A 21,181-nucleotide genomic window follows, 5' to 3' on the forward strand; every position below is an offset into this window, starting at 1 on the left:
TAGTCACGATCTGCTTCTAAGAGAACAAAAATTTCACGCCTTGTGTTATATCGTAACCAATTGTATGTATGCGGGCGTTAAGTGGATGCAAGTGGATCTAGAAGCGGACGGCGCTTCGGTTGAGGGCCTGCCGCGTTTTCAGCAGGGGCTGTTCCAGGCCCGTCGATTGCGCAAAGCCGGCATCAGCCTGACGACCTTGGCGGTCGCCGGTTGGGTGCTGGCGTTGTTTGTCGCTTTGTTCGCACCGCTGTCGATCTGGCCCGTGGTGCTGATCAACTGTTCTTCGGCGTTGATGGTGCTGGTGGCCGGGTTGCAATCGGCGTGGTGGGTGGCCGACTGGCGTGCCCAGGCGCTGGAAGAGCCCTCCGTCGACGCCGAGCCTGTGGTGGAGGCGGGCGGCTACGCGGGGCTGATCGGGCGTTTCGGCAGTGGCCTGTTGGCGCAGATCGGTGCCCCGGTGGTATGGCTATGTGGGGCCTCTCTGCAGGTGCTGGTCAGCATCAGCGAGTTCTGGAACCTGGCGCTGCCCGCCGCTGCGGTAGGTCAGTCCGCCAGCATCGGCGCTGCCTTGGCGTTGGCGCTGGCCTTTGGTTTGCTGGTGTTCGAGCGCCGCCTCGCTCAGGAAACGATGACGCAATGGCCGGAAGCCTCGCAGTTGGCGCAGTTGAGCCGGGTCGCGATCATCTGCCTGGTGATCAGTGCGATTTGCCTGTTGTTTGCCGGTGCCGAATCGGTCTGGCCGCTGCGCCTGGCGACACTGGTGGGCCTCTTGCCGGCGCTGGTGGCGCTGGAGTTTTTGCTAAGGGGCGTGTTGTCGCTGTTCAGCCCTCGCCAACCGCGCCTCGAGCCGCGCTTGATGGCCCAGAGCTTTATCGCCGGGCTGCTGCGCTGGCCGCCGCAGCCCTTGCTCGCCTTGCAGCACGAATTACACAACCGCTTCGGCATCGACCTTCGCCAGATCTGGGCGTTTACCTACATGCGCCGAGCGTTTCTACCGGTGTTACTGGTGGTGCTGGCCGTGGGCTGGTCGCTGACCGGCGTGCATGAAGTGCCCCTGCAGGGCCGTGGGATTTATGAACGTTTCGGTAAGCCTGTCGAAGTCTTCGGCCCTGGCCTGCATGCCGGTTTGCCGTGGCCGCTGGGCCGCGTATTGAGTGTGGAGAATGGCGTGGTGCATGAGCTGGCCACCAGCGTCAGCGAAGCCGCCGTACCCGAACTGGCCTCTGCTGAAGGCCCGGCGCCGACGGTTGCCAACCGTTTGTGGGACGCCAGCCATGTGAATGATAAGTCCCAGGTGATCGCCAGTAGCAGCGGCGACAAGCAGGGCTTTCAGATCGTCAATATGGACGTGCGTTTTGTCTACCGTATTGGCCTGACCGATCAGGCCGCGCTCGCCGCCACCTATAACAGCGCGGATGTGCCGACGCTGATCCGCAGCACCGCCAGCCGCATCCTCGTGCATGACTTTGCCTCACGCACGCTCGACGAATTACTGGGTGAACAACGTACCGGCCTCGCTGACGAGGTGGGCCGCGCGGTGCAGGCAGACCTGAACACGCTCGACAGCGGCGTGGAAATTCTTGCCACGGTGGTGGAAGCCATTCACCCACCAGCCGGTGCCGCCAACGCCTACCACGGCGTGCAGGCGGCGCAGATCGGCGCTCAGGCACTGATCTCCCGTGAGCGGGGTGCGGCCAGCGAGCAAACCAACCAGGCGCTGCTGCAAGCCAGTACTGTCCGCGATCAGGCCCAGGCCAGCGCCCACGAAGTGAACGCCGGGGCCCAGGCCGCCGACCTGCGTTTTGCCGCTGAGCAAAAAGCTTATGCCACCGCAGGTAAAGCATTCGTGCTGGAACAGTACCTCGGCCAACTGAGCCAGGGCCTGGCCAATGCCAAGTTGCTTATTCTGGATCACCGCCTGGGCGCCGATGGCGCGCCGACGATCGATCTGCGTTCTTTTACTTTGCCGGCCGACCCAGTGGCGCCGCGCAAAGCCGTTCAATAAGGAGTCTGTCTGTTGAGCGCTCATTCTCACGATCATGATCACGGGCATCACCATCATCATGGCCACCACCACCATCACGGTGATGAACACGCCGCCGGTCCCTTCCCCTGGCGGCGCATGGCCTGGGCCGTTTTACTGGTGCTGTTTGCGGTGGCGGCGGCGAGCCTGGTGCAGGTGCGCTCCGGCGAGGCCACGGTGATCACTCGCTTTGGCAATCCGTCGCGGGTGCTGCTGGAGCCGGGCCTGGGCTGGCGCTGGCCGGCGCCGTTCGAAGCGGCGATCCCCGTGGACCTGCGCCTGCGCACTACCTCCAGCGGTTTGCAGGATGTGGGCACCCGCGATGGCTTGCGCATCATCGTGCAGGCCTACGTGGCTTGGCAGGTGCAAGGTGATGCCGACAATGTGCAGCGCTTCATGCGTGCCGTGCAGAACCAGCCGGATGAAGCGGCGCGGCAGATTCGCACCTTCGTGGGCTCCGCGTTGGAAACCACGGCGGCCAGTTTCGATCTGTCGAGCCTGATCAACACTGACGCCAGCCAGGTACGTATCGCCGATTTCGAAGCGCAGTTGCGTCAGCAGATTGATCAACAATTGCTCACCACCTATGGCGTGCGCGTGGCGCAAGTGGGCGTGGAACGCCTGACCTTGCCGTCGGTGACCCTCACCGCTACCGTCGACCGTATGCGCGCCGAGCGTGAAACCATCGCCACCGAACGCACGGCCGTAGGCAAGCGTGAAGCGGCGCAGATTCGCTCGGCTGCCGAGCGCGATGCGCGGATCGTGCAGGCTGACGCCACAGTGAAAGCGGCCGATATCGAAGCGCAATCGCGGGTCGAAGCAGCGCAGATTTATGGCCGCGCTTATGCAGGTAATCCGCAGCTGTATAACTTGCTGCGTTCGCTGGATACCTTGGGCACCGTGGTCACGCCAGGCACCAAGATCATCTTGCGCACCGACGCTGCGCCGTTCCGCGCGCTGGTGGATGGGCCGAAGGACATTCAGCCATGATCGAGCGTGACAGCCCGGACAGCCCATGGATCCAGGCCGGGCGCCTGGCGTTCCTGGCGCTGTACGCGGTGACCGTGTTGGCGGCGTTGGCCTGGGCGTTTTCCAACGTGCGCCAGATCGACCCGCAGAACCGTGCGGTGGTGTTGCACTTCGGCGCGCTGGATCGGATTCAGAATGCCGGCCTGCTGCTGGCTTGGCCGCAGCCGTTCGAACAGGTGGTGCTGCTGCCGGCGGCCGACCGCGTGATCGAGCGTCGAGTGGAGAACCTGCTGCGCTCCGACGCGGCGACGCAGGCTGACCGCGTGGCCAGTTTCGCCACACCATTAAGCGATTCCCTGGCCGGCTCCGGTTACCTGCTGACGGGTGACGCGGGCGTGGTACAGCTGGATGTGCGGGTGTTCTACAAGGTCACCGAGCCCTACGCGTTTGTGCTGCAGGGTGAGCATGTGCTGCCGGCCCTGGATCGGCTGGTAACCCGCAGCGCCTTGGCCCTGACCGCAGCGCGCGACCTGGACACGATCCTGGTGGCGCGCCCCGAATTGATCGGCGCCGACAACGGCGCCGCCGAACGCCGCGAGCGACTGCGTGGTGATCTGGTGCAGGGCATCAATAAACGTCTGGCCGAGTTGGCTTCTACAGGCTTGGGATTGGGTATCGAAGTCACTCGCGTCGACGTGCAATCGAGTCTGCCGGGCCCGGCCGTGAATGCCTTCAATGCAGTGCTGACGGCCAGTCAGCAAGCTGACAAAGCCGTGGCCAATGCACGCACGGACGCGGAAAAACTCACCCAGGCCGCCAACCAGACGGCTGACCGCCTGGTGCAGGTCGCCCACGCCCAGGCCAGTGAGCGTCTGGCCAATGCCCAGGCGCAGACTGCCACCGTCGCCAGCCTGGCCCAGGTAAAAGACCCCGGTTTGCTGTTGCGTCTGTACCGCGAACGGTTACCGAAAATTCTCGGCCAGGCTGGCTCCGTGACCACGGTCGATCCGAAAGACGACTCCCGCTTGATCATCCAGGGAGCCGAACAATGAGCGCACCCATGCTGACGTCGGCCGAGCAGCGCAGTGCTGCCCGGCAATTGACCTTGGCCATGCTGGCCTTGGGGTTGTTGATATTGGGCTTGGTGTGGCGCTGGCTGGCGCCTGACCAGACGGGCTTGAGCCAGTTGTTGCTGGGTGTGGCGTCCTTGCTGGTGGCCGTGCCGGTGATGCGCTCGGCCTGGTACAGCCTGCGTTTTCCCAGCCTGCACGGCATCACCGATCAACTGATCGCCCTGGCTATGCTCGGCGCCTGGGCCACGGGCGATTTGCTGACGGCTGCGTTGCTGCCGATCATCATGATCTTCGGTCATGTGCTGGAGGAGCGCAGCGTGATCGGCTCCCAGGAGGCGATCCATGCCTTGGGCAAACTGACTCGCAGCCATGCGCGACTGGTGCAGGCCGACGGCAATATTGTGGAAGTGGATAACGGCACGTTGAGTACCGGCGATATTGTCGAAGTGCGCGCCGGTGATCGGGTACCGGCTGATGGCGTGGTGCTGTCGGGCCAGGCGAGCCTGGATACGGCGCCGATCACCGGTGAATCGGTGCCACTGGAAGCGAGTGTGGGCGTGCAGGTGTTTGGTGGGGCGATCAACCTCGATGGCTTGCTGCGCCTTGAAGTGACTCGCACCGGTAACGAGTCGACCTTGGGCAAGGTGATTGCGCTGATGCAGAACGCCGAGCGCTCCAAGCCGCCGATCACACGGCTGCTGGAACGTTATGCCGGCAGTTATATGGTGCTGGTGCTGTTGCTGGCGGCGGTGACCTGGTTTGTGACCAACGACGCCCAGGCGATGCTGGCGGTGCTGGTGGCGGCATGCCCGTGTGCCTTGGTGCTGTCGGCGCCGGCCACGGCGATTGCCGGGATCGCCGTGGCGGCCCGGCATGGAATCCTGATCCGCAGCTCGGCATTCCTCGAGGAGTTGGCGGACCTGACCTCGTTGGTGGTCGACAAGACCGGCACGCTGACCTTCGGTACGTTGCGCCTGCAATCCATCGAAACCACCGCTGCGGACCGGCAGGAGTTGTTGAATCTGGCGGCCAGCCTGGGTTCGGCCAGCAGTCATCCGGTCAGCCGTGCGTTGGCGGGCCTGGTGACCCAGGATCAAATGCGTGTACTGACCGACATCCGCGAACGCCAGGGGCTGGGTGTGGTGGCGCAGACCGAACAGGGCGAAGCCGCGCTTGGGCGGCCGGAGTTGTTCGAACAATTGGGCATTGCTACAACGGCTGTGCCGAACCACGACGGCCCGATTGCCGGGTTGGCATTGAACGGGCAGTTCCTGGCCTGGCTGTTGCTGGCCGACAGCGTCAAGCCGGAAGCACGCCAGGCGCTGCAGGAACTGCGCGACTTGGGTCTGGGTCGTCAATTGCTGCTGACCGGCGACCGGCAAAGCGTCGCCGACAGCCTGGCGCTGGATGTGGGCATCAGCGATGTCGAAGCGCAGGCCTTGCCGGAAGACAAGCTCAACCGCGTGCTGGGAGAGATCGGCAACGGTTTTCGCCCGATGGTGGTGGGCGACGGCATCAACGACTCGCTGGCGCTCAAGGCCGGCGTGGTCGGCGTGGCGATGGGCGCGGGTGGCGCGGACATCGCCCTGGCGTCGGCGGATGTGGTGCTGATCGGCAGCGACTTGCGGCGCCTGGGTACCTGTGTGCGCTTGAGCCGTCAGTGTCGACACACCCTGCAGGTCAACGTCGTTATCGGCCTGGGTTGGACCCTGGCGATCGTGGTGTTCGCGGCATTTGGCTGGTTGGGGGCTGCGGGAGCAATGATTGCGGCGGTATTGCATAACCTCAGTACGTTATTGGTACTGGGCAATGCCGGACGTTTATTGCGTTTCCAGGAGCCGCTTTTGAAGCTTGAGGAATAATTTTCAGAAGTTTTTTCCAAAGGCTGTAACGCCGACAAGGGAGCTCACTCTAGTGGTGTATCGAGACTGAACAAACCGTTCAGACCGATACCCACTATTGATCTCTGAGGAAACAAAAATGAACATCAAAAACGCCGTTTCCGGTGCTGCCCTGGCCATCGCTGCCGCCACTATGTTTGCGGGTGTTACTACCCAGGTACAGGCCGCCGACGCTGCTGTTCATTGCTATGGCGTGACGTCCTGCAAAGGCATGAATGACTGCAAAACCGCTGAAAACGCCTGCAAAGGCCAGGCTGTCTGCAAAGGCCACGGCTTCAAGGCCATGAGCAAGTCTGCGTGCGACGCGGCTGGCGGCAAAGTCGGCGAGTAACCGGCGACTGAGTGCTACCGCAGCGGATGCCCTTTGCCGCTGCGGGCACTTTCCCCAGGAGTGAATCATGTCCGCTTCCCTTCCAAGTCTGGGTTACGGTCTGGGCTTACGCAGTGAGTACTACCAGCAGATCCTTGAACAATCGCCGGCTGTGGATTGGTTCGAAGTCATCTCCGAAAATTATCTGGTCCAGGGCGGTAAAGCCTTGTATTACCTGGACGCGATAGCCGAGCGCTATCCCCTGGTGATGCATGGTGTGTCCTTGTCCATCGGTGGGCCCCATGCCCTCGATACTGATTACCTCAGGCAAATCAAACAGCTCGCCGCACGTATCGAACCAGCGTGGATTTCCGATCATCTGTGCTGGAGCCGTGGCAGTGCGCATCAGTTGCATGACTTGCTGCCGTTGCCCTACACCGAGGAGAGCCTTTACCACGTGGCGGCTCGCGTTCTGCAAGTGCAGGACGTGCTGCAGCGTCCGCTGGTGCTGGAAAATGTCTCCAGCTATGTGCGCTCCAAGGCCGATGAATTTACCGAATGGGAATTCCTCAATGCCTTGGCCCACCTGACGGGCTGCCAGTTGTTGCTGGACGTCAACAACGTCTACGTCAGCTCACGCAACCACGGTTTCGATGCCTGGACTTTTATCCGCAACCTGCCGCCCGAGCGCATTCGCCAACTGCATCTGGCTGGGCATATGGACTATGGCGACTATGTGGTCGATACCCATGACCATCCAGTGTGCGATCCGGTGTGGGCGCTTTATCAACAAACCCTGGAGCACCTGGGGCCGATCTCGACGCTGTTGGAGCGCGACGATCATTTCCCACCGTTCGAAGAGTTGCTCACCGAACTGAGCAAGGCCCGTGAGCTGGGTGCTACTGCGCTGGCCAGGAGATCGCTATGCGCCTGACCGATTGGCAGTTGGCCTTTGAGCAGCATCTGTTATCCGAAACCCCGGCGGCCAACAGTGGTTTTGCCGCCACGTTGCTGGGCGGGCCGACGCTGGACGTCGACACGGGGCTGGCGATCTATCACAACGCCTATCTGGCGCGCCTGCAGGAAGTGCTGCGGCATGACTTCGGCGCCATCTGGTATTGGCTGGGGGATGATGAGTTCGCGTCACTGACCGAAGCCTACGTGCGCCGTTATCCGTCTGCGCATTACAGCTTGCGCTGGCTGGGCGAGCGGTTCCCTTCATTTATTGTCGAGCACCTGGTGGCTGAACAGAGCGAGCCGCTGGCCGAACTGGCGCGCCTCGAGTGGGCGTTTACCCTGGCATTCGATGCGCCGCAGGGTGAGCCGCTTGGCTTGGATGACATGGCACAACTGCCGCCTGAAGACTGGCCCGGCTTGCAGTTCACCCTGGCACCTTCGGTGCAGCAGATGCTGTGCCACTTCAACACGGTGGCGATATGGCGTGCGAGCAAGGGGGGTTCGGACTTTCCCGATAGCCATGCGCTGGAGCCGGCCCAGGTCTGCCTGGTATGGCGCCACGATAACGTGTGCCAATACCGCAGCCTTGAACCCGCTGAGGCCTTTGCCCTGATGGGAATGGTGACCACCGGCTGGAATTTTTCAGAACTGTGCGCGCAATTGGCAGTCACCTATGCAGAGGGTGCGCCACTGCAGGCGGTGACGTGGATGAAACAGTGGGTCCAGGACGGTTTGCTCGAGCGCAGAGCCCCATAGAAGAGCGCTATGAATTCGATAGCCTCCTACTTTGTCTTCTGATGGTCTACCCTCACTCCAGACGTCTGAAACAAGGGGGGACTACTCATGCTCGCGCAACTTCCACCGGCCTTACAGAATCTTCAGCTACCGCTGCGTCTTCGACTCTGGGACGGCCATGAATTCAACCTGGGCCCTGAGCCCAGTGTGACCATCGTGGTGAAGGACCCCACGGTCGTGTCCCAGCTGACCCATCCAACGCTCGACTTACTGGGCGAAGCCTTCGTCGAGGGCAAATTGGAGCTTGAAGGCTCCATCTCCGAGGTCATTCGGGTGTGTGACGAACTGAGTCACGCCCTGGTCGACGACGACGAGGGGAGTCGTCCGGTGCGCTCGATCCACGACAAGGCCACCGACGCAGCGGCTATTTCCTACCATTACGACCTGTCCAACGCGTTCTACCAGCTATGGCTGGATCAGGACATGGTGTACTCCTGCGGTTATTTCGAAACCGGCAGCGAATCCATCGACCAGGCCCAACAAGACAAATTTCGCCACCTGTGCCGCAAACTGCGGTTGCAGCCGGGAGAGTATTTGCTCGATGTAGGTTGTGGCTGGGGTGGGCTGGCGCGTTTTGCCGCACGGGAGTTCGGCGTCAAAGTGTTTGGCATCACCTTGAGCAAGGAGCAGTTGGCGCTGGCCCGGGAACGTGTGAGCGCCGAGGGCCTGGAAGACCAGGTGGACCTGCAACTGCTCGACTACCGTGACCTGCCGCAGGATGGCCGGTTCGATAAAGTGGTGAGCGTGGGCATGTTCGAGCACGTCGGCCACGCCAACCTGGCGCAGTACTGCCAGACCCTGTTCGGCGCGGTACGTGAAGGCGGCCTGGTGATGAACCACGGTATTACCGCCAAGCACACTGACGGTCGCCCTGTCGGCCGGGGCGCCGGGGACTTCATCGAGCGTTATGTGTTCCCCAACGGCGAGTTGCCGCACCTGGCGATGATGGTGAAGGAGATCAGCGAGGTCGGACTGGAAGTGGTCGACGTCGAAAGCCTGCGCCTGCACTACGCGCGCACCCTCGACCACTGGAGCGAACGCCTGGAAGACAACCTGGAAGCGGCGGCGAAAATGGTGCCGGAGCAAGCGTTGCGTATCTGGCGGTTGTACTTGGCCGGCTGCGCTTATGCGTTTGCGCGGGGCTGGATCAACCTGCACCAGATCCTGGCGGTGAAACCCCATGCCGATGGTAGCCATGAGCTGCCGTGGACGCGGGAGGATCTCTACCGCTGAGCCGATGTTCCACCGCAAGAAGATCCAGACGTGGGAGGGGGCAAGACCCCCTCCCACATTTTTTTGCGTTGTTTGTCAGAGAATCGGTGAGATCAACCGCGCGACCCGCATGCCCAGTTGTTGCAGGCGGCGCGTCTCGCGGCTTTCTTCTTGGCTGACTTCGTGGGCCAGGGCGAAGTCGTCCACCAGCATTCGTTCAACTTCGCCAGCAAACGCCTCATCCACCGTCAGTAACATCACTTCGAAATTCAGTCGGAACGAACGGTTATCCATGTTCGCACTGCCGATGGCGCTGATTTCGCTGTCCACCAACACCACTTTCTGATGCAGAAAGCCCGGCGTGTAGCGGAAGACGCGCACTCCGGCGCGAACGGCTTCGATCGCGTAAAGGCTGGATGCGGCATAGACGATGCGGTGATCGGGACGCGAGGGCAGCAACAGGCGTACGTCGACGCCGCGCAGCACGGCCAGGCGCAGAGCGGAAAAGACGGCCTCATCGGGGATGAAATACGGGCTGGTGATCCACACCCGCTCGGTCGCGGCGTGGATGGCTTCGACGAAAAACAGTGAGCAGGTTTCGTACGGGTCGGCCGGGCCACTGGCGAGTAATTGGCAGAGCACGCCGTCTTCGGGGTAGGCGTCCGGCAGAATCAGTGGCGGTAACTTGCGGGCGGCCCAGAACCAGTCTTCGGCAAACGACTCTTGCAGGCACGCAACCACCGGGCCGGTAACTTGCACATGGGTGTCGCGCCAGGGCGACAGCGGCGGTTTTTTGCCCAGGTATTCGTCACCGACGTTATGGCCACCGACAAACCCGGTGATGCCGTCCACCACCACGATCTTGCGATGGTTGCGGAAGTTGACCTGGAAACGGTTGAGCCAGCCGCCGCGAGTAGCGAACGCCTTGACCTGCACACCTGCGTCGCGCAGTGATTGCACGTAGTGATGGGGCAGGGCGTGGCTGCCGATGCGGTCATATAGCACGTATAGGGTTACGCCTTGAGCTGCCTTTTCCTTCAGCAGGGCATGCAACTGTCTGCCCAGTTCGTCGTCATGGATGATGAAGAATTGGAACAGCACGGCGGTTTTGGCGTTGCGGATCGCGTCGAAGATTGCGCTGAAGGTGGCGTCGCCATTGATCAACAAGCGTACTTGATTGTTGGCCAGGCACGGCATGCGTCCCAGCTTGGGCATGGCACGCAGTGAAGCGTAGGCGCTGGAGTTGCGTGCGGCGAGGGCTTCTTCGACCCAGGGGCGCCAGTTCAGCTCGGTAATGGCGGCGTGCATTTCCTGGTTGGCCTGGCGGCGCGCCTGGATGTACGCGTCGAAGGTGCTGCGGCCGAAGATCAGGTAAGGAATCAATGTGAGATACGGCATGAACATCAACGACAACGCCCACGCGATTGAGCCTTGGGCGGTCCTGACGGTCAGCACCGCATGGATCGCGGCGAGGGTCCCGAGAAAATGCAGCGTGGCAATGAAATAGGCGAGCAGGTGCGGGCCAAAGAAGTCCATGAACGACATATCTCCAGGCAATCGAGTGCCTAACAGACCATGAACGGCTGCGAATGTCGCTATTTTATTTGCCGTGCAACACTGGCGCCTTTGCGGCGTCTAACGCCCACAATTACCCAGGAGTTACTCGATGAATGCTCGTCTGCTTGGTTTGGCCATGGTTGTTGGATTGTCGCTGCCCGTGGCGGCTCAGGCTCAGATGCTGACGCCGGGGTTGTGGGAACTGACCACCAGCAATATGAAAGTTGATAACCAGGACCTGCCGGACCTTTCGCTGATCCTCGGTCAGCTCAAGCAACAGATGACTCCGGAGCAACGTGCGATGCTTGAAAAACAGGGCATCACCATGGCCGGTAAAGGCGTGCAGGTATGCCTCACTCCCGCCCAGGTCGCGTCCGATTCGATCCCGCTGACCGACCCGCAGTCGGGTTGTAAGCAGGAAGTGACCGACAAGACCGGCAACCAGTGGAAATTCCGTTTCAGCTGCCCGAAAGCCCAAGGCAGTGGCATCGCCACCTTCCAGAGCCAGAAGGAATTCACCACCACCGTCAACGGCACCTTCAATGCCACGGGTATCCAGCAGAAGGGCAGCCTCGACACCCACGCCCAGTGGCTGGGCAACGATTGCGGTACGGTCAAACCTCGCGCTTAACGCAAAAAGTGCAGGGGCAAGCCCTGGCAACTGTCGACGACCTGGCCTCGGTGCCACGCCAGATGGCCGGACACCAACGTGGTGCTGACGCTGTGGCGAAAGCTGCGTTCGGCGAACGGCGTCCAGCCGCAGCGGGCCAGGACAGGTTGGGTATTGACGGGCTTGCCTTCAGGCTCGGGTTGGATCAACACCAGGTCGGCCCAATAGCCTTCGCGTAGATACCCACGTTCAGGAATGGCAAACAGGTCAGCCACTCGGTGGCTGGTCTTTGCCACCAGCGTAGTCAGCGGCAGGTGCCCGTCAGCCACCAACTCCAGCAACGCCGGCAACGCGTGCTGCACCAGCGGCAACCCGGCCGGCGCTTCGCGATAGGCAAGCGTTTTCTGCGCCCAGGTATGCGGTGCATGGTCGGTGCCGATGACATCCAGACGATCACTCAACAAGGCCAGGCGCAGCGCATCGCGATCGGCGCGGGTCTTGATCGCCGGGTTGCATTTGATCTGGTGGCCGAGGCGGTGATAGTCGCGGTCATCGAACAGCAGGTGGTGCACGCAGACCTCGGCGGTGATGCGTTTTTCGGCCAAGGGTTTGTCTTCGAGCAGATCCAGTTCGAGGGCGCTGGTCAGGTGCAACACGTGTAACCGTGTGCCGTGACGTTGGGCCAACTCCACGGCAAAAGAAGATGAGCGATAGCAGGCTTCGGCATCGCGGATCAGCGGGTGAGCAACGGCGGGAATCCGCTCGCCGAAGCGTTCACGCAGGCGCTGTTCGTTGGCCAGGATGCTGGGCGTGTGTTCGCAGTGGGCCAGCAGGATGGTCGGTACTTCGGCAAATAGCCGCTCCAGGAGACGAGGGTCGTCCACCAGCATATTGCCGGTGGAGGCGCCCATGAACACTTTGACCCCGGCGACTTCCCGTGGGTCGAGGGCGGCCACGGTATCGAGGTTGTCGTTGCTCACACCAAAGTGAAAGCCGTAATTGGCCACCGAATTCAAGGCGGCGCGGCGCTTTTTATCGGCCAGGGCCTCCAGGGTCAGTGTGGCAGGGTGTGTGTTGGGCATGTCCATGAAGCTGGTGATACCACCGGCCACCGCCGCGCGGGACTCGCTGTAGAAACTGCCTTTGTCCGGGGCCCCAGGTTCGCGAAAGTGCACTTGGTCGTCGATCATGCCCGGCAGCAGCCATTGACCCTGGGCGTCGATTTCCACCGGTTCGTTGCAGCCTTCAATGCTGCCAGCGATTTTCTCGATACGACCATTGGCAACCAGTATATCGGCGTCGAACTCCACGCCTTCATTGACCAGGCGGGCATTGCGAATCAGCAGGCGGCTCATGGTTCAGAACTCGTTTTGCAGGGCTTTGTAACCCAGCACCAGGTCAACGTTGGTGCGAGCTACGTCTTCGGAAAACTCAGACGCGCTGACACTCACCGGCGGGAACTGCGACAGGTCGGTGTTGGGCCCGATGCGGGTGGTGGAGGGCACGTAAAAGGCCGCGGGCAAGTCGCGTCCGTCGACCACTGAGTTGTGGCGCACCACACAACCGTCGCCCACGACGCAGTTGAACAGCACGCTGTTGAAGCCGATGAACACCCGATTGCCGACGGTGCAGGGGCCGTGGACGATGGAGCGATGCGCAATGGAACTGAACTCACCAATGGTCACCGCCGCGCCGGATTTAGAGTGGATGACTACGCCGTCCTGGATGTTGGAGTTGGCGCCGATGGTGATCGGGTCCATGTCGCCGGTCGCGTCGACTTCGTCGGCACGGATCACGGCATAGGGGCCGACGAACACATTCTCACCGATGATGACTTTGCCGCAGATGATTGCGGTTTTGTCGACGTAGGCCGATTCGGCAATCACTGGCAGATCGCCGGAAGGGTTCTTGCGGATCATGCTTCAGGCTCCGTAATGATATGAACGTAATTGCCGTCGATGGCGTTGTAGAAGCAAGTCGGCCGGCCGGTGTGGCAGGCCGGGCCTTGTTGATCGACGATCAGCAGTACGGCGTCGCCGTCGCAATCCAGGCGCGCTTCGATCAACTGCTGCCAGTGGCCGGAGCTTTCGCCTTTACGCCACAACTGTTGGCGCGAACGCGACCAGTAGCAAACCTGACCGGTGGACAGTGTTTCGTCGAGGGCCTGGCGGTTCATCCAGGCCAGCATCAACACCTCGTCAGTGCCGTGCTGCTGGGCGATGGCGGCAATCAGGCCATCGCTGTTCCACGGCAGGGCATTCAGCACGGGGTCGAGTGGGAAGCGGCTGCCAAGGGCAGCCTTTTCCAGATCGAGCATGCTCAACGTCATGGTTTGCTCAGGGCGGCGCACAGGGTGTTGAGGTTGTATTCGAACAGCCCGGTGAAGGTGCTGGCCGGGCCTTCTGCGGCGAGGGCGTCGGAGTACAGGGTGCCGCCGATCTGCGCGCCGCTTTCGTCTGCGATCTGCTTGAGCAGGCGCGAGTCCTTGATGTTTTCCATGAACACGGCCTTGACCTTGTCTTTGCGGATCTGGGTGATCAGCGCGGCGACTTCGGCGGCCGATGGTTCACGCTCAGTCGACAAACCTTGCGGCGCCAGGAACTGGATGCCATAAGCCTGGCCCAGGTAGCCGAAGGCGTCATGGGAGGTAACGATGCGACGGTTGCCCGCCGGCAATGCGCCGAACTTGGTCTTGGCTTCGGCCAGCAGGCGGTAGATTTCTTTCAGGTACGCCTGGCTGTTGTGCAGGTAGTCGGCCTTGTTGGCCGGATCGGCCGCCACCAGCGCCTTGGTGATGTTGTTCACGTAGATTTCGGCATTGGCCAGGTTGTGCCAGGCATGCGGGTCGGGGATGGTTTCGCCGTCTTCTTCCATCGTGTGGGAGATCACACCTTTGCTGGCGGTGACGACGGTGGCCTTGGTTTCGGTGCTGGTTACCAGGCGGTCCAGCCAGGGTTCGAAACCCAACCCGTTCTTGATGATCAGCCTGGCCTTGAGCAGCGCCTTGGCATCGTCCGGGGTGGGTTCGTAGGTATGGGCGTCGGCGTCGGGGCCGACCATGTTGCTGATCTGGATGTGATCGCCGCCGATCTGGTGGGTGATGTCATCAAGGATACTGAAGCTGGTAACCACCTGGAGTTTATCGGCAGCCTGGGCCATCGACAGCGGTAGCAGCAGGCTGAACAGCACGAGTAGAGCGCGCATCGGGAAACACCTCATTGGGATGTAAGCGAAGGTGGGCGGCGCAGCAAACCGTGCACCGGACCGAAGACCACGGACAGCAGATACCCGCCGCCAGCCACCAGCACGATGGCCGGGCCGCTGGGCAGCGAGTAGTAAAACGACAGCAACAGGCCCAACCACACCGACAGGCATCCCAGCGCCGCCGAGACCGCGATCAACACGGGCAGGCGTCGGCTCCAGAAGCGTGAAGCAATGGCCGGCAACATCATCAGACCCACTACCATCAGCGCGCCGATGGCCTGGAAACCGATCACCAGGTTCAGCACCACCAAGGTCAGGAACAACCCGTGTGCGAGGGGGCCGAGGCGGCTGACGGTTTTCAGGAACAGTGGGTCGAGGGTGTCCAGCAGCAGCGGCTTATAGATCAGTGCCATGGCGATCAGGCTGAAACCGGAGACCCAGAGCATGCCGGTCAAGGTGGTTTCATCCACGGCCAGGGCAGAGCCGAACAGCAGGTGCAAGAGGTCCAGGCGCTTGCCGGCGATGCCGAGAATCAACACGCCAGCGGCGAGTGAGATGGGGTAGATGGCGGCGAGGCTGGCATCTTCACGCAGGCCGGTGCGGCGGGTAATCCATGCGGATAAGCCGGCCATGCCCAGACCTGCACCGAGGCCGCCGATGGTCAGGGCGGGCAGGCTGAGCCCGGCGAACCAGAAGCCGAGAGCGGCGCCAGGCAGAATGCCGTGCGCCACGGCGTCGCCGATCAGGCTCATGCGTCGCAGTATCAGGAATACACCGAGCGGCGCGGTGCTGCAGGCGAGCACCAGCCCGCCGATCAGTGCACGGCGCATAAAAACAAAGTCATGGAAGGGCATCCACAGGTGGGCGGCGAAGTGCATCAAGCCACCTGCATGTGCGGTTGCGGGCGGATCAGCTCTTTACTTGGCCCGTACACGCAGCCGGTGCTTTTGATTTGCACCACGTGTTGGGTGTGATGGCGCACGGAGGCGAGGTCGTGACAAACGATCACCACGGTGCGGCCTTCATCGTGCCAGGCGTGTACGTGTTTCCAGCACAGGGCCTGACCTTCTTCATCGAGCGCTGCGTGGGGTTCATCCAGCAGCAACACCGGCGCTTCAGCCAGGCTCATGCGGGCGAGCAGGGCGCGCTGCAATTCGCCACCCGACAACGCCATCAATGGGCGGTGTTCAAGGCCGCCGAGGCACCAGTCTTCCAGTACCGCTTGCAGGCGCTGGCTGCGCTGGTCCGGGGTGAGCCTGGTGCCCCAGAAGCCGGCCGCGACTAACTCTTGCAGGCTGATGGGGAACTGGCGATCGAGGTGTTGTTGCTGAGGCAGAAACGACAAGCCGCCGCGGCGTGGGACATCCACGGTGACTTTTCCCGCCAGCGGCTTTTGCAGGCCGGCGATGACTTTGAGCAGGCTGCTTTTTCCAGTGCCGTTGGCACCAATGATTCCGGTGAGGCTGCCTTTTGCCAGCGTCAGATCAATGGCGGGCGTCAGTGGCTGGCCGGGAGCGCCCCAGCGCAAAGCGGTGCAGGTGATCATGCAGAATGTCTCGTCCAACGGCTTTCAGCCACGGCATCGTGCGCGTGCAGGCTTTCGGCGTGGATCACTTTGAGGTGGAAGGCTTTGACGGCATCCGAGCGTTTCAAGGCGAGGTTCAGGCGGCGGGCGGCGTCTTCGCAGAACATCAGGTTCTGCCCATTGGCCAGGGCGAAGGCTTGTTCGTCCGCGCGTTTCACAGCGGTTTGTACGGCGGTGCCAAGGGCGGCCTCCGCGTCGTTGATCAAATCAGTCAGCGGCAGATGCTCGCCTTGCAGTTGGACGTGCAATTGCGCGGTGCTGCGTTGGCTGTGGGGAGTGGCGACGATGCCGTTGGCGCTGCCGAGCCAGGTCAAGATGTCCTCATGCTGCAACGGTGTATTGGCAAAGTCTTCAAGAAATTGCTGCTGAATCAACTGCCTGGCGAGGGCAGCTGAGCATGGGCAGGTTGACGAGTAGGTAACGTCAATTTTTAGTTCCACGTGGAACATCTGGTTTTCCAGACGCGCTTCGATGCACATGGGATAGCTTTTCCAGCCAGCCAATGGACTGACCAGTGCCGGGCGTTTCAGCATGAGATCGGTGTGAATACGCAGGTAAGCGTTCTTAGATAATCCTTCATGACTGTCGAGAAAACGTTGAAGTACATTACGCAGAAGTGCAGGTGTAAGAAGCTGCTGATCCAACATTTCCAGAGCCAGGTACAAGCGTGACATGTGAATGCCACGGGCCGAGCCATCGTCCAGGCTGACGCCGGCGTCAGCCGTAGCGGTAAGGCGCTGGCCGTCGATAAGGACGGGCAAGGCGATGCCGCACATGCCCACCCAGTCGAGTGGCAAGGCTTGGCGTGAAGCCTGCGCGGCGATATCCGGCAGAGTCAGCGCATTCATGAGCAGGTCCATCGTTGGAAATAAAAAGACATGTTATATTATAACTATTGAGTCGACGATGATTTTTCTGCATCCGTGTTTCTTTAGTCAAGTCGAGCAGGGACGCTCCTTCATTTGCGGTATTTGCCATGCACAGACGTCAGCTCCTTAACCTGCTGTTGGTCAGTCCTCTGTTCACCTTGCCTTTGGGGGCTTACGCCACGCAGATTCGCAATGCGCGCCTATGGCGCTCGGACGATAAACTGCGACTGGTGCTGGACCTCAGCGGTCCGGTGCAATACAAGACTTTTTCCCTGACCTCGCCGGAACGCGTGATCATCGACCTGAGCGGTGCCGGGCTCACGGGTGATTTTTCTCAGCTGGTGTTGAAAAACAGCGGGATCACTTCGATCCGCTCCGGGCATTTCGGTAAAAACGACACACGCATCGTGCTGGATCTGGCCACGCCGATGCAGCTCAACAGCTTTGTATTACCGCCGCAGGATGGGCAGGGGCATCGCCTGGTGCTGGACCTGACCAATGCCACCCGCGCACCTCGGCAAATTGCCGCAGAAACGGTGCCCCCAGCGATCGCATCAACGGCGACAGCAGATAAAGCGCACCCCAAGCGTGACATCATCGTGGTGGTGGACCCCGGCCACGGCGGCAAAGATCCAGGTGCCATCGGCTCCAAAGGCCAGCGCGAAAAAGACGTGGTGCTGTCCATTGCCCAATTGCTGGCTAAACGTCTGAAGCGCGAGAAGGGCTTCGCCGTGAAACTGGTACGCAATGAAGACTTCTTTGTGCCGCTGCGCAAGCGCGTGGACATCGCCCGTCAGCACAAGGCCGATATGTTCATCTCGGTGCATGCCGATGCCGCGCCACGGCTGACGGCCTCGGGGGCGTCGGTGTATGCGCTGTCTGAAGGCGGCGCCACATCTGCCACGGCGCGCTTCATGGCTCAGCGCGAAAACGGCGCGGACCTGCTCGGCGCCACCACGTTGCTCAATCTCAAAGACAAGGACCCGATGCTGGCCGGGGTTATTCTTGATATGTCGATGAACGCCACCATTGCTTCCAGTCTGCAATTGGGCAGCTCGGTGTTGGGCAGCCTGCAAAGCATCACCACGCTGCACCAGAAGCGCGTGGAGCAGGCCGGGTTTGCGGTGCTCAAGTCACCGGATGTGCCGTCGATCCTGGTGGAGACCGGGTTTATCTCCAACACTCAAGACGCCCAACGGCTGGTGACGGCGCGTCATCAACAAGCGGTGGCGGATGGCCTGTTCGAAGGCTTGAAAAAATACTTCCAGAAGAACCCGCCGATGAACAGCTACATGGCCTGGGTTCAGGAACAGAAGAGCGGCCAGGTCTAACAGCCGGTGATGCGGCTGCACGTGAACTTGGCGCTGGCGCCACCTGAACTGGAGAACCGGTTGATGGTGGTCCAGCCCACACGCCGCGTGTAGCCGACCCATGCCTCACCATCGGACGCCAACCCGGTAAAGAACGTCAGTTGCCCATAGCGACTGTTGGTTTGCGCCCAATAGCGTTTGCCGATCACCTCGAAACCCCGCAAATACGTGGTGCTGCCGACAGTCGCCACGCTATAGGCGTTCCCCAATGGGTCCACACAGGCCAGCAAGTTGGCGCTGCGCGTGCAGTTGGCCAACAGGCTCGGTGCTTGAGCACAGGCTTGGCTTGCCGCAGCCAATAACAGGACGCACACCAAGTGTTTCATCGGGCCTTCTCGTAGCAAGAACGTGCTCCAGCATCATGCCCTTCGTCGTGACGAGCAAGGGGGATTGGCTTATTTGTGTTGTTATACTATAACATTAAAAACCGCCTGCCCCGTGAACCGTTTCCCATGACTGAGCAAGACCTCCTGGCCCAATCGCCCGCCGATTACATGAATGAGCCCCAGCAAGGCTTCTTCCGCAAGCTGTTGCTCGCCCAGCGCAACGAGCTGCAAGCGCGTATCGATGCCGAGTTCCTGGCGTTACGTGAGCAGGAAACCAACAGCGACCCGGCAGATGTCGGCAGCGCCGAAGAACAGCGCCAATGGCAACTGCGCCTGCTGGAGCGGGAAAAGAAGCTGCTGGACAAGATCGATGATGCCCTAGAGCTGCTGGCCCGCGGCGAATACGGCTGGTGCCGTGAAACCGGCGAGCCTATTGGCCTGCAACGCCTGCTGCTGCGCCCAACCGCCACCCTGTGTATCGAAGCCAAAGAACGTGAAGAGCTGCGCGAACGCCATAAACGGGCGATTTGACCGGCCTCCCTTTATGAGGATTACCTGATGATCAACCGTCTCCCCGTTACTGTGTTGTCCGGCTTTCTCGGCGCCGGTAAAAGCACGCTGCTCAACTACGTCCTGCGCAACCGCGAGAACCTGCGGGTAGCGGTGATCGTCAACGACATGAGCGAAATCAACATTGATGGCAGCGAGGTTCAGCGTGACGTCACGCTCAATCGTTCCGAAGAAAAGCTGGTGGAAATGAGCAACGGCTGCATCTGCTGCACCTTGCGTGAAGACTTGCTGGAAGAAGTCGGAAAACTCGCCAAGGAGGGGCGGTTTGATTACTTGTTGATCGAATCCACCGGTATTTCCGAACCGTTGCCCGTGGCGGAAACCTTCACCTTTCGCGATGAAAACGAGCAAAGCCTGGCCGATATTGCCCGCCTGGACACCATGGTCACCGTGGTGGACGGCGTGAACTTCCTGATCGACTACCAGGCTGCCGAAAGCCTGGCCTCACGGGGCGAAACCCTGGGCGAAGAAGACGAGCGCTCCATCACCGACCTGCTGATCGAGCAGATCGAATTCGCCGATGTGATCCTGATCAGCAAAATCGACCTGATCAGCAGTCGCGAGCGCGAAGAGCTGATCGCCATTCTTGAACGCCTGAATGCCCAGGCGGAAATTATCCCGATGGTCATGGGCGAGGTGCCGCTACCGAAGATTCTCAACACCGGGCGCTTCGACTTCGAGCGCGCCTCCCAGGCGCCGGGCTGGTTGCAGGAAATGCGCGGTGAACATGTGCCGGAAACGCAGGAGTACGGCATCGCCTCCACGGCTTACCGCGCACGTCGTCCGTTTCATCCGCAGCGTTTTTTCGACTTTATCGACCGCCCGTGGGTCAACGGCAAGCTGTTGCGCTCCAAAGGCTTTTTCTGGCTGGCCAGCAAACATCGGGATGCGGGCAGTTGGTCCCAGGCGGGGGGCTTGATGCGCCATGGTTTTGCCGGTCGCTGGTGGCGTTTTGTGCCGAAAAGCCAGTGGCCTCAAGATGAAGAAAGCATCGCGGCGATCATGGGCAACTGGCAATTGAGCACCGGCGACTGCCGCCAGGAGCTGGTCTTCATCGGACAAAACATTAACTTCGTCCAGATGCGCGCTGAGCTGGACGCGTGCCTGCTCAGCGATGAAGAAATGGCCTTGGGCGTCGAAGGGTGGCGCCAACTGCCCGACCCCTTTGGCCCTTGGTATGAGGAGGCCGCCGCGTGATGCTCGCCTCGGTTATCCCGTCGCGGCCCGTCATCCGTCAGACCCGCGGCGAAACGCCGCTGGCGCTGTCCGACATACTCGAAGACGGCGTCAACCTGGCGGTGTGGCAGCGTCAGTTACCGCTGCACATCGCCGAATTTGGCGCTTTGCTGGTGGCGCTCGATGAGCCGTTGGCCGAGTCTTTGGTGATTGAGCTCAGCCACGAGAACGCCGTGCCGAACGTGCAGGGTTTGGCGTCCAGTTGCCGCGATCTGGAAGGCTACGAAGGATTTATCGCCGATGTGTCGTGGCTGGTCGACGCCTTTGCGTGTCTGTTGGGGGCCAGGCGGATTGGCATACGCCTGCGGCTATTGGACAAGGCTATGTGCCCACGCTTTCACGTCGACCACGTGCCGGTGCGACTGATCACCACCTATGCCGGGATCGGTAGCCAATGGTTGCGTGAAGGGGAGATGGACCGCCTCAAGTTGGGCCAACCGGAGGCCGAGCCCGCCAAGCGCTTCGAGCAGCTTCACTGTGGCGAAGTCGCCCTGCTCAAGGGCACTAAATGGCACGGCAATGAAGGCCATGGTTTGATTCACCGCTCGCCAGCGCTGAACGCAGATGAGCGACGGTTGATCCTGACGCTGGATTGGCTTGCATAAGCGCGTAGG

Annotated in this window: 22 protein-coding genes; 13 read left to right on the plus strand and 9 right to left on the minus strand. The window is 61.2% G+C overall.

Features of this window, described 5'->3' with window-relative positions; all coding sequences use genetic code 11:
- Positions 1 to 85 precede the first annotated feature (85 nt).
- The 8 genes from EXW71_RS13260 (at position 86) to cfaB (ending at position 9,261) form a co-directional block, all read left to right on the plus strand.
- Complete coding sequence (locus EXW71_RS13260; protein ID WP_134661134.1) at positions 86 to 2,005, plus strand: protease modulator HflK; 1,920 nt, start codon at positions 86 to 88, stop codon at positions 2,003 to 2,005.
- Between the two features lie 9 nt (positions 2,006 to 2,014).
- Positions 2,015 to 3,013 (plus strand): protease modulator HflC, encoded by a 999-nt coding sequence (gene hflC, locus EXW71_RS13265; protein WP_167659685.1) that lies wholly within the window; start codon positions 2,015 to 2,017, stop codon positions 3,011 to 3,013.
- On the plus strand, positions 3,010 to 4,044 hold the full coding sequence (gene hflK / locus EXW71_RS13270; protein WP_134661135.1) for a protease modulator HflK: 1,035 nt from the start codon (positions 3,010 to 3,012) through the stop codon (positions 4,042 to 4,044). The genes hflC and hflK overlap by 4 nt, the downstream gene beginning before the upstream one ends.
- Complete coding sequence (locus EXW71_RS13275; RefSeq protein ID WP_134661136.1) at positions 4,041 to 5,927, plus strand: cation-translocating P-type ATPase; 1,887 nt, start codon at positions 4,041 to 4,043, stop codon at positions 5,925 to 5,927. The genes hflK and EXW71_RS13275 overlap by 4 nt, the downstream gene beginning before the upstream one ends.
- 118 nt (positions 5,928 to 6,045) lie before the next feature.
- Positions 6,046 to 6,297 (plus strand): hypothetical protein, encoded by a 252-nt coding sequence (locus tag EXW71_RS13280; RefSeq protein ID WP_123716638.1) that lies wholly within the window; start codon positions 6,046 to 6,048, stop codon positions 6,295 to 6,297.
- Positions 6,298 to 6,364: 67 nt separating this feature from the next.
- Positions 6,365 to 7,210: a DUF692 domain-containing protein gene (locus tag EXW71_RS13285; protein ID WP_134661137.1), complete on the plus strand. Its 846-nt coding sequence runs from the start codon at positions 6,365 to 6,367 to the stop codon at positions 7,208 to 7,210.
- Positions 7,201 to 7,989, plus strand: coding sequence for a DNA-binding domain-containing protein (locus EXW71_RS13290; RefSeq protein ID WP_134661138.1), 789 nt, complete (start codon positions 7,201 to 7,203; stop codon positions 7,987 to 7,989). Before EXW71_RS13285 ends, EXW71_RS13290 begins: the two co-directional genes overlap by 10 nt.
- 87 nt (positions 7,990 to 8,076) lie before the next feature.
- Complete coding sequence (gene cfaB / locus EXW71_RS13295) at positions 8,077 to 9,261, plus strand: C17 cyclopropane fatty acid synthase CfaB (RefSeq protein WP_134661139.1); 1,185 nt, start codon at positions 8,077 to 8,079, stop codon at positions 9,259 to 9,261.
- Between the two features lie 75 nt (positions 9,262 to 9,336).
- Here cfaB and cls read toward each other — a convergent pair whose 3' ends face one another.
- Positions 9,337 to 10,776: a cardiolipin synthase gene (gene cls / locus EXW71_RS13300; protein ID WP_134661160.1), complete on the minus strand. Its 1,440-nt coding sequence runs from the start codon at positions 10,774 to 10,776 to the stop codon at positions 9,337 to 9,339.
- A gap of 130 nt (positions 10,777 to 10,906) precedes the next feature.
- On the opposite strand from cls, the gene EXW71_RS13305 reads away from it, so the two are divergent.
- Complete coding sequence (locus EXW71_RS13305; protein ID WP_134661140.1) at positions 10,907 to 11,428, plus strand: DUF3617 domain-containing protein; 522 nt, start codon at positions 10,907 to 10,909, stop codon at positions 11,426 to 11,428.
- Here the strand turns inward: EXW71_RS13305 and EXW71_RS13310 are convergent.
- Genes EXW71_RS13310 through folE2 form a run of 7 tightly spaced genes read right to left on the minus strand, consistent with a single transcriptional unit; the run spans position 11,425 to position 17,044 of the window.
- Entirely contained in the window at positions 11,425 to 12,762 is a 1,338-nt protein-coding gene (locus EXW71_RS13310; RefSeq protein ID WP_134661141.1) for a dihydroorotase, read from the minus strand. The genes EXW71_RS13305 and EXW71_RS13310 overlap by 4 nt on opposite strands.
- 3 nt (positions 12,763 to 12,765) lie before the next feature.
- Positions 12,766 to 13,326, minus strand: coding sequence for a carbonate dehydratase (locus EXW71_RS13315; RefSeq protein ID WP_134661142.1), 561 nt, complete (start codon positions 13,324 to 13,326; stop codon positions 12,766 to 12,768).
- Entirely contained in the window at positions 13,323 to 13,736 is a 414-nt protein-coding gene (hisI, locus tag EXW71_RS13320) for a phosphoribosyl-AMP cyclohydrolase (RefSeq protein ID WP_134661143.1), read from the minus strand. The genes EXW71_RS13315 and hisI overlap by 4 nt, the downstream gene beginning before the upstream one ends.
- Positions 13,733 to 14,611 carry a metal ABC transporter substrate-binding protein gene (locus EXW71_RS13325; RefSeq protein ID WP_134661144.1) on the minus strand — a complete coding sequence of 293 codons (879 nt, stop codon included), beginning with the start codon at positions 14,609 to 14,611 and terminating at the stop codon, positions 13,733 to 13,735. Before EXW71_RS13325 ends, hisI begins: the two co-directional genes overlap by 4 nt.
- A gap of 11 nt (positions 14,612 to 14,622) precedes the next feature.
- Positions 14,623 to 15,489, minus strand: coding sequence for a metal ABC transporter permease (locus EXW71_RS13330; protein ID WP_134661145.1), 867 nt, complete (start codon positions 15,487 to 15,489; stop codon positions 14,623 to 14,625).
- Complete coding sequence (locus EXW71_RS13335; RefSeq protein WP_134661146.1) at positions 15,489 to 16,157, minus strand: metal ABC transporter ATP-binding protein; 669 nt, start codon at positions 16,155 to 16,157, stop codon at positions 15,489 to 15,491. The genes EXW71_RS13330 and EXW71_RS13335 overlap by 1 nt, the downstream gene beginning before the upstream one ends.
- The gene (folE2, locus tag EXW71_RS13340; protein ID WP_134661147.1) at positions 16,154 to 17,044 is read right to left on the minus strand and encodes a GTP cyclohydrolase FolE2; all 891 of its coding nucleotides are present in this window, start codon (positions 17,042 to 17,044) and stop codon (positions 16,154 to 16,156) included. The genes EXW71_RS13335 and folE2 overlap by 4 nt, the downstream gene beginning before the upstream one ends.
- A gap of 128 nt (positions 17,045 to 17,172) precedes the next feature.
- Here folE2 and EXW71_RS13345 point away from each other — a divergent pair, with 128 nt between their 5' ends.
- Positions 17,173 to 18,396 (plus strand): N-acetylmuramoyl-L-alanine amidase, encoded by a 1,224-nt coding sequence (locus EXW71_RS13345; protein ID WP_134661148.1) that lies wholly within the window; start codon positions 17,173 to 17,175, stop codon positions 18,394 to 18,396.
- On the opposite strand, the gene EXW71_RS13350 is transcribed toward EXW71_RS13345, so the two are convergent.
- On the minus strand, positions 18,393 to 18,761 hold the full coding sequence (locus tag EXW71_RS13350) for a glutamine synthetase (protein WP_123716626.1): 369 nt from the start codon (positions 18,759 to 18,761) through the stop codon (positions 18,393 to 18,395). The genes EXW71_RS13345 and EXW71_RS13350 overlap by 4 nt on opposite strands.
- Positions 18,762 to 18,887: 126 nt before the next feature.
- On the opposite strand from EXW71_RS13350, the gene dksA reads away from it, so the two are divergent.
- Genes dksA through EXW71_RS13365 form a run of 3 tightly spaced genes read left to right on the plus strand, consistent with a single transcriptional unit; the run spans position 18,888 to position 21,172 of the window.
- Positions 18,888 to 19,292, plus strand: a complete 405-nt coding sequence (dksA, locus tag EXW71_RS13355) for an RNA polymerase-binding protein DksA (RefSeq protein WP_134661149.1) — start codon at positions 18,888 to 18,890, stop codon at positions 19,290 to 19,292.
- A 27-nt stretch (positions 19,293 to 19,319) separates the two neighbouring features.
- On the plus strand, positions 19,320 to 20,528 hold the full coding sequence (zigA, locus tag EXW71_RS13360) for a zinc metallochaperone GTPase ZigA (RefSeq protein ID WP_134661150.1): 1,209 nt from the start codon (positions 19,320 to 19,322) through the stop codon (positions 20,526 to 20,528).
- A complete protein-coding gene (locus EXW71_RS13365; RefSeq protein WP_134661151.1) occupies positions 20,528 to 21,172 on the plus strand; it encodes a DUF1826 domain-containing protein in 645 nt (214 codons plus the stop codon). Before zigA ends, EXW71_RS13365 begins: the two co-directional genes overlap by 1 nt.
- Positions 21,173 to 21,181 lie beyond the last annotated feature (9 nt).

The organism is Pseudomonas sp. BCA17, from assembly GCF_004519405.1.
GTDB lineage: Bacteria > Pseudomonadota > Gammaproteobacteria > Pseudomonadales > Pseudomonadaceae > Aquipseudomonas.